The following is a 13814-nucleotide window of genomic DNA, read 5'->3' as shown; positions in this document are numbered from 1 at the left end:
GCGGTCTATCGGGGATAAATCCCCTCACCACAAGAGCCTCCTCTCACAGTAGAAGGTGCGTGTCCGGCTACAACATCCGTTCCAAACCGACCGAGGTGCTGAACCACGCATTGAAGCGCCGCCACCAGCTCCCAGGCTCCTTGGTCAGAGTGTGCATCTGGCCGTTGTCCTCGGTCACCCAGACGATATTTCCATTCTGCATTTTCGCTTCGTAGCTGAGCGCCGGCGCCATACCTTGCAACGCCAGTTCGCGGACGTGTTCGGCCAGCTCCGGACTGTCCACCAGCACGCCCACCTCGGTGTTCCACAGCACTGAGCGAGGGTCGAAGTTGAACGAGCCGATAAACGCTTTTTGCCGGTCGAAGATCATCGCCTTGCTGTGCAGGCTCGAATCCGAGCCGCGAAACGATTTGCTGTAGAACACGTGCGGGGCGCTGCCGCCACCGTCCCCCGGCTGGCGCCGCAGTTCGAACAATTTCACCCCATGCTCCAGCAGTGCCTTGCGATAAGGCGCGTAGCCACCGTGCACCGCCGGCACATCGGTGGCTTCCAGTGAGTTGGTCAGCAAGCTCACCGAGACTCCGGCGTCGGCGCGTCCGGTCAGGTACACGAGCCCTGGCTGGCCCGGAACGAAGTAGGCAGAGATCATGATCAGTTCTTTGCTGACGCCGCGCAGTTCCGGTGCCAGTTGCGTGGTCAGCAGCAATTGCGGATCCGGCTCGGCCTTGGCCAACACCTTGCTTGGTGCATCCCACAGCGCCTGATTCCACGCCCAGATCAGTTCCTTGCGCCAGATGTCCATGCGCGGTTCGGTCTTGAACGTCATCAACTGCTGATACAGCGCGTGATTCTGCTTGCGGGTTTCTTCGAGGGATTCTTCCAGGCGTGTGCGGGTGTTCTGCAAGTCCTTGGCGGTCGGTCTGCTCGAGAGAAACTCGTCGATCGGCTTGCTCAGCGCACTGTTCCAGTACTGGTCGAAACTGTGCCCGAGCTGTTCGGCCACCGGGCCGACGCTGAGCATGTCGATGTCGGTGAAATTCAGGTTTGGCTCGGCATCGAAATACTCGTCGCCCAGGTTGCGTCCGCCGACAATCGCCACGCTGTTGTCCGCCAGCCACAGTTTGTTGTGCATCCGCCGATGTTGCAGCGACAGATTGAACAGGCGCCCGGCTGCCCGCGTGACACCCGTGCTACGACCCAGATGCAACGGATTGAACAGGCGAATCTGGATCTGCGGATGCGCCGCGAGGGTAGCGATGATCTGGTCGAGGCCGTCGCTGGTGGTGTCATCGAGCAGAACCCGCACCCGGACGCCACGGTCGGCAGCCTTGAGCAGTTCTTCCACCAGCATCCGCGTGCTGATGCCGTCATGGACAATGTAGTACTGCAGGTCGAGGCTGTTTTGTGCATTGCGGATCAGTTCGGCGCGGGCGGTGAAGGCTTCGGTGCTGTTGGACAGTAGACGGAAACCGGAGCGCCCCTGATGTGGCGCGGCCTGTGCCTGGATCGAGCGACCAAAGCTGGAGTCTCCGGCTGGTAATGCCTGGCTGGGTTCGCGAGGTATTTCGAGGCCGGCACATCCAGCGATCCAAGTGACCAGAAGGCACACAGCAAACAGCTTTAGTCCAGGGCGCACGTTGTGTTCTCAAATCGTGACAGGAGGCGAAGTATGGCACGCACTGCAATGACATCAACGCTGGCAGTAAGTGCGTGCTGTTCATGCAGTAGGAAAGAGTTAGTAAACGAATTTTGCCTATAGAAGTTGTCGTGCTTTCCCTTTGTGATCAGTGTCGTTTCCTACAGATTTATCTCTCATAAGCCGCAATCATCTACCCGCTTACTTGCATCAAAAGTTAGTAGGGAACGAACTTTCATTTAAATGGATATGACGACTTATGAAAAAGACAATTCGGATTGCTGCTCTGGCGGCGATGCTTCTACCCGTATCGGCGATGGCCGAAAGCGTTGACCTGAACGTTATCGGCACCATCATTCCAACCGCCTGCATTCCTGCCTTTGCCGGCGGTGGGACAGTGGATTTGCGCAAGATCTCCGCTGCAACACTGAATCAGACAGCGCAAACCATTCTCGCAGGTCGCGATGTTTCGCTGACCATCAACTGCGATGCTGTGGCACAAGTTGAAGTGTCGGTTCGCGATAACCGCGAGGCAACCAAATTGCCCGGCATCAGCGATGGCACGGGCCAGACTGATCCGGCACTGTTCTTTGGTCTCGGCGATATCAATGGCACGCGTATTGGTGGATTTGCCCTGCGTCACGGCACTCCCGAAACCGACGGCACGGGCCGGGCGTTGCTGACCCGAGCGAGCTTCCTTTCTCCTTGGCAGGTGCCCACCAGCACATTGGTGAGAAATGCACCGGATTTGTATTCCTGGGGTATTAGCGCCGCCACCGGTCCGATCGGAGCCAGGCACCATGCCTTCCCGATGCACTTGCTGCCGATCATTGGCCCCAGCAACGCTTTGCCGATTGCCAACGAAATCCCGCTTGATGGCTCGGTAACGTTCGACATTTTCTACATCTGACGGCCTGCCCCGGCGGTTGCGTATCGTCGAGTACCGTTCGCCTATGCAAGAGCGCCCCGGCACGGCCCGGGGCGCTCCCAGGATTCTCCCGGATATCCCGATGCCTATTTCTCTCAGTCTTTTGTTCAAGGCGGCACTGCTGTGCCCGCTCGCCTGGCTTTCGATCGCTATCGCCCACTCCGCCGGCATGGTTCCACAAACGCCGGTCCTCGTGGTGGAGGAGGGCGTGGGTGAAGCCGTCATGAATGTGCGCAACACGGATTTGCATCCTGCGTTGCTGCATTCAAGTGTTGAAAACGTCGAGCAGGATGATGAAATACTGCTCCTCGTTACGCCCCCTCTGGCGCGCGTCGAAGCGGGCGGCATTCAGCAGGTGCGGTTCATCCTGCAAAACCCCCGTTCTTTGCAGGTCGAGCGCTTGAAGCGGGTGGTGTTTGAAGGCATTGCTCCTGCAGCAGACTCCAGTGGCGCCCGAGTCAGCCTGGGGATAAGGCAGAATTTGCCGGTGATTCTGCGTCCCGCTGGGCTGGCGGTTGAACGAGAGCCGTGGAAACGACTGAGCTGGAGTGCCACACCTGGCGGCCTACAGGTGTTCAACCCCAGCCCTTATGTCGTACGGCTGGCCAAAGCCTTTGTGCCGTTGCCCGGCTCAGACATGGCCAATTTGCCGCGTACCTACATCTTGCCCGGCGAACGCTTGAACATTGCGCTGCCCTTGAGCACCTCCGTACGAACAATGTCGGTGCGGATCTATCCGGCGACCACTTACGGATTTTCGGTTGAACACTTCGATGCCCCGGTCACTCGCTAGTGTGGGTCAATTTTCGCCGTTGGCTGATGGTGGTTCTGGTGAGCGGTTCGAGTTTCGTGACAGCGCGCGAGCCTGTGGAATTTGATGCCAAAGTACTGAAGGACCGCGGAATCGATCCGGCACTGGCGCAATATTTTCGTGATTCGCCGCGCTTTACCCAAGGCTCGCGTTTAGTCGCGCTGGAGGTCAACGGTCAGCCCAAGGGGCGCGTGCGCATGACCTTCAGTGCTCATGGCGAGTTGTGTCTGGAGCCGCAGTGGTTGAAGGCTGCCGGCATACGGCCCTTGTCTCCGGTGGCCAAGTCGCAACCGGATGGATGCGTGACCGTCAAAGAAGGTTTTCCCGACGCCATTGTGCAACTGTATCCAGGCAGGGAGCAGGTCGAGTTGTTGGTGCCCACCAGAACCCTTGCGTTGCCGGAGCGTACCGCGCATGACTTTGACGATGGTGGTGTCGCCGGCGTGTTCAACTACGACTTGCTGGTGGCGGGCAGCGAGCTCGGAGGGCAGCGCAGCACTTATCGAAACCTTGGCTCCGAAGTCGGCTTGAATGCCGGAAACTGGATATTGCGCAGCCGGCAGTCTTACACGGCGTTACCCGGCAGTACGCGATTCGAACATCTTTACGCCTATGGCATGCGCACGTTGGAGGCCTACGAGGCCAGTGTGCAAGTCGGTCAGTTGAATCTGGCCTCAGCGCTCTTTGCCGGTGAATCCTTCACTGGTGTGCAGATCCTTCCCGAGACGGCATTCGCGCAGTTGCGTGCCGCGCAGAACGGTGCTCGTGGTCACGTCGAAGGGGTGGCTTACTCGCCGTCCCGGATCGAGGTCCGGCAGAACGGTGTGGTGATCTACACCACGATGGTGCCGGGCGGCCCCTTTACGTTGCGTGCGTTGCCACTGTTGAGCAATCAGCTCGATCTTGAAGTGAGCGTCCATGAGCAAGATGGGCAGATACGGCGATACCAGGTTCCGTCCGCCAACCTGCGCGAGGGGATGGTTGAGGGGACGGGTGGATTCAATTTTGCGCTCGGTAGCGTACGGCGACTGGGAACGGACGACCGACATGCGCCGTCCTTTGCCACATTCAGCAAGGACTGGGACTGGAACCGAGTCAGTCGCATCACCGGCGGCTTGTTGGCGGGAACGGACTATCTGTCGGCAGGTTGGGGGTTGCAAAGGCAGTGGGGCGATCTCAACCTGGGCGTGCAACAAGTGTTTTCTGACGCGGGCGTCGAGGGCGTGTCCGGCAATCAGGTGCAGATGACGCTTAACGCGTCAATATCGCCAACACTGTCGACCAGCCTGATCGCGGTGCATCAGAGCGGGGGTTTTCGCACGCTATCGGATACCGGCTGGAATCAGGAGCGCGGCGAGCCCGGGTCACGCAGTCGCAACCACTTACAGGGTTCACTCAATCTCTCGACCGAACACTGGGGCGCCTTTGGTGCGACGTGGTCGCGTTACCTGAGCGAGGGCGCACCGCCACAATCGCGGACGGGTTTGTCCTGGTCACGGACATTGCCACAGCGAATCAGCCTTTCCGTCAGTCTGGAACGGGATGTGGGGGGGCAATCGCGAGAGAGGCGGGGTACTTCCGCCTATCTGACCCTGGGGGTTCCGCTTGGCGGTCAGGCGAGGCTGCGAAGTTACCTGCGCACTGATGAACAATCCGGAACGCGCAAGGGCCTGGCGGTCAGCGATGTGCTCAGCGAAAACCTGGCTTACACCGTCCGGGCGGAATATCCGGACGCGGCGTCCGCCAACTACGCTGCGCGCATCAACGCCCTGCCGTACTACACAAGCCTTGATCTGGGGGTCGGCCAGCGCTCCGGTGCGACGGACTATGACGTGGGACTACGTGGAGGCGCAGCGTTTCATCGCGACGGTGTGACATTGTCGCCCTATCCGCTAAGAGACACGATTGGCGTGCTGAAGGCCGGTGATCGGGCCGGCGTCAAACTGAACACGCCTCAGGGCCCGGTCTGGACCGACGGCACAGGCCACGCGATAGCCGCGACGCTCCCTGCCTATTCGACGGCCAGGCTGGAAGTCGATCCTTTGAGTCTGCCGCGTAATGTCGAGGTGCTCGACGGGTTGCAAGAGGTGACGATGGGGCGCGGCTCGGTGAAGCACCTGGATTTCTCTATCGTGACTGTCAGGCGTTTGTTGTTGAGGGCCATGACAGTTGATCGGCAGTGGCTGACTCAGGGGCTGACAGTCGAGGACGAGCAGGGCCGTTATCTGACAACCGTGCTGGAGTCCGGAACCATTTTTCTGCCGGATGTGAAGTCCGATCAGACCTTGCTGGTGCAACTGCCCGACACCACACGGTGCATTTTGCAGTTCGCCCTTTCCGATGCCCCCGAAGACAGCGCACAGATTGAGCGCGTCGATGCGATGTGCACCCCTGTCGAGCTGTCCTGAGCGAGTGTCTGACATGAATGTATTGGTTACTGTGGTCTTGCTTGTTTGCCTGTTCTCACCTTTTGCGCTGGCGAGCGACCAATGCCGACTGGGGCTGTCCCCGGTGGGGGTGGATTTTGGATCACTCACTCGGGCCGAGCTGTTCGAGCGTTCGGGCTCGTTCGGTGAGGGCGGCGGTTTCGGTGGGCGCACGCTCCATTTGCGAATTCAATGCGCCGTTCCTCGTGCCATGACGTGGGGGTTCGTTGCGACGATGGCGGATGCCCAGCGTTACCGCTGGTCTGCGGGTACGTTTCAGATCCGCATCATTGCGGCGCGGCTGGACGGAATGGCAGTGCGACTGCGGCGGGCCGGCGATGACGCCGTCGAGGCGGATCTGTTGCGCCCGGGTGAGCGCCTGGTGACATGGCGTTCAGGTGCAGTTGTCCAGGGCGGACATCTGGAGGTCGAGTTGCGGATCGAGGCCCATGTGGATGAAGCCATGAGCCGGGTTCGCGACTTGACCCGTCATGAGGCACAGGGGACATTTCTGCTCGACTGAAGACGACCCGCCTGCACGTTTCAGCCTGAGTTGAGGGTGTTCGCTTCGGCCAGCAGCCGGATTGCCGTCGCGCCGACCTTGCGCACCGCTTCTTCGATCTGCGGCGTCGGTTTGGCTGCGTAGTTCATGCGCAGGCAATTGCGGTACTTGCCCGAGGCGGAAAAGATGCTGCCGACGGCAATCTGTACGCCTTGATCATGCAGCTCACGATTGAGTTTCAAGGTGTCAAAACCTTCCGGCAATTCCACCCACAACATGAAACTGCCCTGCGGACGGCTGGCGCGGGTGCCGGCCGGGAAATAGCGGGTTACCCAGTCGATCATCAGGTCGCGATTACGCTGGTATTGCGTGCGCATCCGCCGCAAATGCGGTTCGAAATGGCCGGACTTGAGAAATTCTGCAATGGCGATCTGCGGTTGTGGCGCGGTGGAACCGGTGCTGATGTATTTCATGTGCAGCACGCGTTCCAGATAGCGGCCCGGCGCAACCCAGCCGATGCGCAGCCCCGGCGCCAGGGTCTTGGAAAACGAACTGCACAGCAACACGCGGCCATCTTCATCGAAGGATTTGATCGTGCGCGGACGGGGGTAGGTGTAGGCCAGTTCGCCGTACACGTCGTCTTCGATAATCGCCACGTCGAAGCGCTGCGCGAGGTTGAGCAGCGCGCGTTTGCGCGACTCCGGCATGATGTAGCCGAGCGGATTGTTGCAGTTGGGCGTGAGCTGAATGACCTTGATCGGCCATTGCTCCAGCGCCAGTTCCAGCGCTTCGAGGCTGATGCCGGTGAGCGGGTCGGTGGGGATTTCCAGAGCCTTCATGCCCAGCCCTTTGAGGGTCTGCATGGCGCCGTGAAAACTCGGCGAATCCACCGCGACGATGTCGCCCGGCTCACAAATCGCGTGGATGCTGGTGGACAGCGCTTCGTGGCAGCCGGTGGTGACGACGAGGTCGCTGGCGCTCAACTGGCAGCCGGAGTCGAGCATCAATCGGGCGATCTGTTCGCGCAGTTCGAGGGTGCCGTGGATATTGTCGTAATACAGACCGGGCATGTCCTGCCGACGACTGATTCGCGCCAGGCCACGCAGCAGCGGTTTCATGGTCGGTGAGGTGACGTCGGGCATGCCTCGACCGAGTTGCACCACATCCTTGCGCGGCACCGCGCGAATCAGTTCCAGCACCTGATCCCACTGCGAGATCTCCACCGGCCGCTGCGCCGGACGGCCGACGGCGGGCAACTCCGGCAACTCGCGGCCGACCGGCACGAAATAGCCTGATTTGGGTTTCGGCGTGGCCAGGCCACTGTCCTCAAGCATGCGGTAAGCCTGCTGCACCGTGCTGAGACTGACGCCATGTTCTACGCTCAAGGCGCGCACCGACGGCAACCGGTCACCCGGACGATAGAAGCCTTGTTCGATGCGGGTGCCGAGCAGCTCGGCGAGGTTCACATAAAGCGTCATGGCACTGCCTCAATGCAGGTGATTCGAAAAACCAGTACAGATGCGGCGTAAATCGACAATTCAGTGGCAGAAACAGCAAATCTGTATGGAAATAATACAGATGTGTTGAATCTGTAATGCTTTTGCCGACCCGCGCATCATGGAATCTCTGGCTACCCAAGTAAACAGGAGCGACAAAAATGAACGGCTTGAGCGATGTGCGGCTGACGTTACACAGTCAGGAACTGGAGGCAGGGCAGGAGGACAGTGCGTGGAACACGGCCATGCGCAACGCGCCGTCCGGCCTCAGTCGCTGGGGTCTGTTCTGGCATCGTCTGCACACGCGCAAGGCATTGCTCGGTTTGACGCCCGAGCAGCTCAAGGATGTCGGCTGACGCGGGAGCAGGCGCTGGAGGAGGGCTTGAAACCGTGCTGGCGGATCTGAGAGCTGTATTGTTTTTCGGGCCTCATCGCTGGCAAGCCAGCTCCCACAGGGTCTGTGCTGGACACTGATTTTGTGAACACCGCTAATCACTGTGGGAGCTGCGGTGCGACGATTCGACTTGCCAGCGATGGCGTCCGCAAGAACGCCGAGAATCGATCAGACCAACTCTTTAAGTCGATGCCACAACATCCCCAGCGCCAGCAACGGCGAGCGCAAATGCTTGCCCCCTGGAAAGGTGATATGCGGCACCTTGGCAAACAGATCAAAGCCGCCGCTGTGCTGCCCGCTGATCGCCTCGGCGAGCAACTTGCCCGCCAGGTGCGTGGCGTTCACCCCATGCCCTGAATACGCCTGGGCGTAATACACGTTCGGCTGATCCGCGAGCCGGCCAATCTGCGGCAAACGGTTGGCGCCGATGCCGATCATGCCGCCCCACTGATAATCAATGTTTACTCCGGCCAGTTGCGGGAAAACTTCGAGCATCTTCGGCTGCATGTACGCGGCGATGTCCTTCGGGTCGCGCCCCGAGTAATGACAGGCGCCGCCGAACAGCAATCGGCGATCCGCCGAGAGCCGGTAGTAATCCAGCGCCACACGCTGGTCGCAGACCGCCATGTTTTGCGGCAAAAGGCCATGCGCCTGCTCTTCGGACAGCGGCTCGGTGGCGATGATGTAGCTGCCGGCGGGCAGGACCTTTCCGCTGAGTTGCGGGTTGAGGCCATTGAGATAGGCGTTGCATCCCAACACCAGCGTCTTCGCCCGCACCGAGCCTTGCGCCGTGTGCACTTTCACTTCAGGGCCGTAATCAATGCGGGTCACCGCCGATTGCTCGTACAGCTGCACGCCCAGTTGCTGCGCCGCTGCGGCTTCGCCCAATGCCAGATTCAGCGGATGCAGATGCCCGGACCCCATATCGACCAAGCCGCCAACGTAGCGTTTGGAACCGACCACTGTGTGCATTTCATTGGCTTGCAGCAGACGGGTTTCGTAGCGATAACCAAGGCTGCGCAGCTCTTCGGCGTCCTCGGCAAAACCCTCGAGGTCAGACGGCTTGTTGGCGAGGTCGCAATAGCCCCAGGTCAGATCGCAGGGGATCTGAAAGCGCTCGACGCGCTGGCGGACGATTTCCACGGCTTCCAGGCCCATCAATTTCATCTGCCGCACGCCGTCGGTGCCGATCACGTTGGCGAACTGGTCGAGACCATGACCGACGCCGCGAATCAGTTGCCCACCATTGCGACCGCTCGCGCCCCAGCCGATCCTGTGTGCTTCCAACAGCACCACGCTGAGGCCGCGTTCGGCCAGTTCCAGCGCGGTGTTCAGCCCGGAAAAGCCGCCGCCGACCACGCACACGTCGGCAATCACTTCACCTTGCAGCCGCGGATGGTCCGGTTGCGGCAGGCTGCTGGCGGCGTAGTAAGAGGCAACGTGGGGTTGGCTCGCGGTGGTTTGGGCGCGGGCGGTCATGGGCGTCATCCTGAGCGGGGTGTCGAGAAAATTTGACGGAGCATAAGCCGCACCCGCGAAGGTGGGCAACATTGGTCGGTCTACGGTGTCTGGATTGCGGCTTTTGCGGCACAATTGCCGCCTATTCCACGTTGGTCACCGTTTCGATGAGCTGTAACAGCGAGAAAATCCGCACCCTGCGTCAGCAGATTCCCTCGTTCGAGTGTGTGCCCGGCTGCCACGATTGTTGTGGGCCGGTGACAACATCGCCGGAAGAAATGGCGCGCCTGCCGCGCAAGACCCGCGCCGAGCAGGATGCGGCGATGGAAGAGCTGAACTGTGTGCACCTGGGGCCGAATGGCTGCACGGTGTATGGCGAGCGGCCGTTGATTTGCAGGTTGTTTGGCACCACCAAAACATTGCCGTGCCCGAATGGGCGGGGGCCGGTGGAGCTGATTCATCCGCGCGCAGAAAAGCAGATCTTCGAGTACATGGCGGCGAATCGGCAGGTGTTGGTTTAGTGGGTTCACTCCTGACCGAGTCGAGGCCATCGCTGGCAAGCCAGCTCCCACAGTTATTGTTGTCGGACACAGAATTTGCGTTGGACACTGAACCTGTGGGAGCTGGCTTGCCAGCGATAGGGCCGGGTCAGGCCCGGCAAAAATCAGTCCGGGATCGGCAGGCTCAGGCTCTCCTTCACCTCTTCCATCACGATATAGCTCTTCGACTCGCGCACATGCGGCAGCTTCAACAGAATGTCGCCCAACAGCTTGCGGTACGAGGCCATCTCGGAAATTCGCGCCTTCACCAGATAGTCGAAATCCCCTGACACCAAGTGGCACTCCAACACATGCGGCAACTTCAGCACCGCACGTCGGAACTCTTCGAAAGTGTCGCCGGATTTGTAATCGAGGCTGATCTCGACGAACACCAGCAAGCTACCCTTCAAATGCTGCGGATTCAGCCGGGCGTTGTAGCCCATGATGATCCCCTCACGCTCCAGACGCCGCACCCGCTCGGTGCACGGCGTGGTGGAGAGGCCGACCTTTTCCCCGAGCTCGGTGAAGGAAATCCGCCCGTCCGCCTGCAGGATCCGCAAAATGTTGCGGTCGATCTTGTCCAGCTCACGTTTGGTCTGAGTGTTGGTACGCATAGGGGATGCGCCTCCGTGAAAAGGGTTTTTGCCGAGAATTGTCGCCAAATATAGGCGCTTATATAGTGAAAAGCACTGGCATTTATTTTTTACACTGCGCGCATCATTGCTCTAACAACAGACGTACGCGGCCCCTGCCGCGATGAGGGATACAAAATGCGCGTAATGGTCTTGGGTAGCGGCGTCATCGGTACCGCCAGTGCTTACTATCTGGCCCGTGCCGGGTTTGAAGTGGTGGTGGTCGACCGGCAGCCAGCCGCCGCCATGGAGACCAGTTTCGCCAACGCCGGCCAGGTCTCGCCGGGCTACGCCTCGCCGTGGGCCGCGCCGGGCGTACCGCTCAAGGCGATCAAGTGGCTGCTGCAACGTCACGCGCCTCTCGCGATCAAGGCCACCGCCGACATCGATCAATACCTGTGGATGGCGCAGATGCTGCGCAACTGCACCGCCAACCGTTACGCGGTGAACAAAGAGCGCATGGTGCGTCTGTCCGAGTACAGCCGTGACTGCCTCGACGAATTGCGCGCCGAAACCGGCATCGCCTACGAAGGCCGCAGCCTCGGCACCACGCAACTGTTCCGCACCCAGGCGCAACTTGATGGCGCCGCCAAAGACATCGCCGTGCTGAAAGAGTCCGGTGTACCGTTTGAAGTCCTCGACCGCGCCGGCATTGCCCGCGTCGAGCCGGCACTCGCAAATGTCACCGACATCCTCGCCGGTGCTTTGCGCCTGCCGAACGACCAGACTGGCGACTGCCAGATCTTCACCACCCGTCTCGCTGAAATGGCGGTGAAACTGGGTGTGGAATTCCGCTTCGGCCAGGACATCCAGAAACTCGACTTCGCCGGTGACCGCATCAACGGCGTATGGATCGACGGCAAGCTGGAAACCGCCGACCGTTACGTGCTGGCCCTCGGCAGCTACTCGCCGCAACTGCTCAAGCCGCTGGGCATCAAAGCTCCGGTTTATCCTTTGAAGGGTTACTCGCTGACCGTGCCGATCACCAATCCGGCGATGGCCCCGACCTCGACCATTCTCGACGAGACCTACAAGGTCGCGATCACCCGTTTCGACAACCGTATTCGCGTCGGCGGCATGGCTGAGATCGCCGGTTTTGACCTGTCGCTCAACCCGCGTCGCCGCGAAACCCTGGAGATGATCGTCAACGACCTTTATCCTCAGGGCGGCAATCTGGCCGAGGCGAGCTTCTGGACCGGCCTGCGTCCGACCACGCCGGACGGCACGCCGATCGTTGGCGCCACCCCGTTCAAGAACCTGTTCCTCAACACCGGTCACGGCACTCTCGGCTGGACCATGGCGTGCGGTTCCGGTCGCTTGCTGGCTGACCTGATGGCGAAGAAAAAGCCGCAGATCAGCGCCGAAGGCCTCGATATTTCCCGTTACGGCAACAAGACCCAGGAGTCCGCAAAACATGGCAATCCAGCGCCAGCTCACCAATGAGCGCATGAGTCAGATCGTCAGCCACAACGGCACCGTGTATCTGGCCGGGCAGGTCGGCGACGATTTCGACGCCGGGATTGAACAGCAGACTCGCGACGTACTGGCCAATATCGAGCGCCTGCTCGATCTCGCGGGCACCGATAAACAGCACCTGTTGTCGGCGACGATCTACCTGAACGACATCGAAGCGCACTTTGCCGGGATGAACTCAGTGTGGGATCAGTGGCTGCCCAAAGGCGCCGCCCCGGCCCGTGCCACCGTCGAAGCGAAGATGGCCAAGCCGAGCATCCTGGTTGAGATTTCCATCGTCGCCGCGCTGCCGTAAACCGCTGTAAAGATCCCTCTCCCGGTGCTGTTGGCGGTTCACGCCGTCAGCCAGCGCCGGTTTTTATTCCCATGACCGCCTAGAAGTCTGCCGCCATGCGTCCTGCCCGTGCCCTGATCGACCTAGAAGCCCTGCGCCACAACTACCGAATTGCCCGCGAAGTCACCGGCGCCAAGGCGCTCGCCGTGATCAAGGCTGATGCCTATGGCCATGGCGCGGTGCGTTGCGCCCAGGCGCTGGAGGCCGAGGCCGATGGTTTCGCCGTCGCCTGCATAGAAGAAGCGCTGGAGCTGCGCGCCGCCGGCATCAAGGCCCCGGTGTTGTTGCTCGAAGGCATCTTCGAGGCCGATGAACTGGCGCTGATCGTCGAGCATGATTTCTGGACCGTGGTGCACTCGCTGTGGCAACTCGAAGCGATCGAGCAGGCTGCGCTGAGCAAACCCATCACTGTGTGGCTGAAACTCGATTCGGGCATGCACCGCGTCGGTTTGCATCCAAAGGATTACCCGGCGGCGTATCAACGCCTGCTGGCCAGCGGCAAGGTGGCGAAGATCGTTTTGATGAGCCACTTCGCCCGTGCCGATGAATTGCACGAGCAAAGCAGCACCGAGCAAGTTGCGGTGTTTGAGGCGGCTCGCCAGGGTCTGGCTGCAGAAGTCAGCTTGCGCAACTCGCCTGCCGTGCTCGGTTGGCCGCAGATCCACAGCGACTGGGTTCGCCCGGGCATCATGCTCTACGGCGCCACGCCGTTCGAAGAAGCCAACGCCGTGGCTGATCGCCTGCAACCGGTGATGACTCTCGAATCGAAAGTCATCTGCGTGCGTGAATTGCCGGCCGGCGAGCCTATCGGCTACGGCGCCAGATTCATCACTGACAAGCCAATGCGCATCGGCGTGGTGGCCATGGGTTACGCCGATGGCTACCCGCGTCAGGCGCCGACTGGCACACCGGTGCTGGTGGCCGGTAAACGCAGCCGCATCCTTGGCCGCGTGTCGATGGACATGCTCTGCATCGACCTTACCGATGTGCCGGAAGCGGACCTCGGTTCGACCGTCGAGCTGTGGGGCAAAAACATCCTCGCCAGCGAAGTCGCGCAGTGGGCCGACACCATTCCCTACCAGATCTTCTGCAACCTGCGTCGAGTGCCAAGGCTCTATTCCGAGGCTTGAGGCTGCGACGGGTCCCGAGTGTTGTAAATACTGAACGCTGTCGCCATGATAACGC

Annotated in this window: 12 protein-coding genes and 1 pseudogene; 9 read left to right on the top strand and 4 right to left on the bottom strand. The window is 60.5% G+C overall.

Features of this window, described 5'->3' with window-relative positions:
* Positions 1-67: 67 nt before the first annotated feature.
* Complete coding sequence (locus tag ACVVH8_RS29095; protein ID WP_475231242.1) at positions 68-1618, bottom strand: phospholipase D family protein; 1551 nt, start codon at positions 1616-1618, stop codon at positions 68-70.
* 277 nt (positions 1619-1895) lie between these two features.
* Between ACVVH8_RS29095 and ACVVH8_RS29090 the strand changes: the two genes are divergently transcribed.
* The 4 genes from ACVVH8_RS29090 to ACVVH8_RS29075 are packed head-to-tail and all read left to right on the top strand — an operon-like array spanning position 1896 to position 6324.
* Positions 1896-2546, top strand: coding sequence for a DUF1120 domain-containing protein (locus ACVVH8_RS29090; RefSeq protein ID WP_213026961.1), 651 nt, complete (start codon positions 1896-1898; stop codon positions 2544-2546).
* A 43-nt stretch (positions 2547-2589) separates the two neighbouring features.
* Positions 2590-3357, top strand: a complete 768-nt coding sequence (locus ACVVH8_RS29085; RefSeq protein WP_315445035.1) for a fimbria/pilus chaperone family protein — start codon at positions 2590-2592, stop codon at positions 3355-3357.
* A 38-nt stretch (positions 3358-3395) separates the two neighbouring features.
* Complete coding sequence (locus ACVVH8_RS29080) at positions 3396-5783, top strand: fimbria/pilus outer membrane usher protein (RefSeq protein ID WP_475227622.1); 2388 nt, start codon at positions 3396-3398, stop codon at positions 5781-5783.
* Between the two features lie 13 nt (positions 5784-5796).
* Positions 5797-6324 (top strand): hypothetical protein, encoded by a 528-nt coding sequence (locus ACVVH8_RS29075; RefSeq protein ID WP_213026960.1) that lies wholly within the window; start codon positions 5797-5799, stop codon positions 6322-6324.
* Between the two features lie 20 nt (positions 6325-6344).
* On the opposite strand, the gene ACVVH8_RS29070 is transcribed toward ACVVH8_RS29075, so the two are convergent.
* Complete coding sequence (locus ACVVH8_RS29070) at positions 6345-7781, bottom strand: aminotransferase-like domain-containing protein (RefSeq protein WP_213026959.1); 1437 nt, start codon at positions 7779-7781, stop codon at positions 6345-6347.
* Positions 7782-7960: 179 nt separating this feature from the next.
* On the opposite strand from ACVVH8_RS29070, the pseudogene ACVVH8_RS29065 reads away from it, so the two are divergent.
* Positions 7961-8205 (top strand): annotated as a pseudogene (locus ACVVH8_RS29065) (DUF1127 domain-containing protein).
* Between the two features lie 156 nt (positions 8206-8361).
* Here the strand turns inward: ACVVH8_RS29065 and ACVVH8_RS29060 are convergent.
* Positions 8362-9672, bottom strand: a complete 1311-nt coding sequence (locus ACVVH8_RS29060) for an NAD(P)/FAD-dependent oxidoreductase (RefSeq protein ID WP_475227620.1) — start codon at positions 9670-9672, stop codon at positions 8362-8364.
* A 146-nt stretch (positions 9673-9818) separates the two neighbouring features.
* On the opposite strand from ACVVH8_RS29060, the gene ACVVH8_RS29055 reads away from it, so the two are divergent.
* Complete coding sequence (locus ACVVH8_RS29055; RefSeq protein WP_103302949.1) at positions 9819-10172, top strand: YkgJ family cysteine cluster protein; 354 nt, start codon at positions 9819-9821, stop codon at positions 10170-10172.
* A 143-nt stretch (positions 10173-10315) separates the two neighbouring features.
* On the opposite strand, the gene ACVVH8_RS29050 is transcribed toward ACVVH8_RS29055, so the two are convergent.
* Positions 10316-10804, bottom strand: coding sequence for an Lrp/AsnC ligand binding domain-containing protein (locus tag ACVVH8_RS29050; RefSeq protein ID WP_003177284.1), 489 nt, complete (start codon positions 10802-10804; stop codon positions 10316-10318).
* Between the two features lie 156 nt (positions 10805-10960).
* Between ACVVH8_RS29050 and dadA the strand changes: the two genes are divergently transcribed.
* The 3 genes from dadA to alr all read left to right on the top strand — a co-directional run bounded on the left by dadA (position 10961) and on the right by alr (position 13759).
* Positions 10961-12265, top strand: a complete 1305-nt coding sequence (gene dadA / locus ACVVH8_RS29045) for a D-amino acid dehydrogenase (RefSeq protein ID WP_103302581.1) — start codon at positions 10961-10963, stop codon at positions 12263-12265.
* On the top strand, positions 12237-12590 hold the full coding sequence (locus tag ACVVH8_RS29040) for a RidA family protein (RefSeq protein ID WP_038359209.1): 354 nt from the start codon (positions 12237-12239) through the stop codon (positions 12588-12590). The genes dadA and ACVVH8_RS29040 overlap by 29 nt, the downstream gene beginning before the upstream one ends.
* A gap of 95 nt (positions 12591-12685) precedes the next feature.
* Positions 12686-13759, top strand: a complete 1074-nt coding sequence (alr, locus tag ACVVH8_RS29035; RefSeq protein WP_475227618.1) for an alanine racemase — start codon at positions 12686-12688, stop codon at positions 13757-13759.
* Positions 13760-13814 lie beyond the last annotated feature (55 nt).

Source organism: Pseudomonas trutticola BRTCR10 (assembly GCF_056155105.1).
The sequence above is the reverse complement of the archived record's forward strand: the minus strand, read 5'-3'. Positions and strand labels throughout refer to the sequence as shown.

Bases quoted from the DNA above. Each gene is read 5' to 3' on its own strand.
- ACVVH8_RS29090 (WP_213026961.1), top strand. From the start codon at position 1,896: ATGAAAAAGACAATTCGGATTGCTGCTCTGGCGGCGATGCTTCTACCC.
- ACVVH8_RS29085 (WP_315445035.1), top strand. From the start codon at position 2,590: ATGCAAGAGCGCCCCGGCACGGCCCGGGGCGCTCCCAGGATTCTCCCG.
- ACVVH8_RS29075 (WP_213026960.1), top strand. From the start codon at position 5,797: ATGAATGTATTGGTTACTGTGGTCTTGCTTGTTTGCCTGTTCTCACCT.
- ACVVH8_RS29070 (WP_213026959.1), bottom strand. From the start codon at position 7,781: ATGACGCTTTATGTGAACCTCGCCGAGCTGCTCGGCACCCGCATCGAA.
- ACVVH8_RS29060 (WP_475227620.1), bottom strand. From the start codon at position 9,672: ATGACCGCCCGCGCCCAAACCACCGCGAGCCAACCCCACGTTGCCTCT.
- ACVVH8_RS29055 (WP_103302949.1), top strand. From the start codon at position 9,819: ATGAGCTGTAACAGCGAGAAAATCCGCACCCTGCGTCAGCAGATTCCC.
- ACVVH8_RS29050 (WP_003177284.1), bottom strand. From the start codon at position 10,804: ATGCGTACCAACACTCAGACCAAACGTGAGCTGGACAAGATCGACCGC.
- dadA (WP_103302581.1), top strand. From the start codon at position 10,961: ATGCGCGTAATGGTCTTGGGTAGCGGCGTCATCGGTACCGCCAGTGCT.
- ACVVH8_RS29040 (WP_038359209.1), top strand. From the start codon at position 12,237: ATGGCAATCCAGCGCCAGCTCACCAATGAGCGCATGAGTCAGATCGTC.
- alr (WP_475227618.1), top strand. From the start codon at position 12,686: ATGCGTCCTGCCCGTGCCCTGATCGACCTAGAAGCCCTGCGCCACAAC.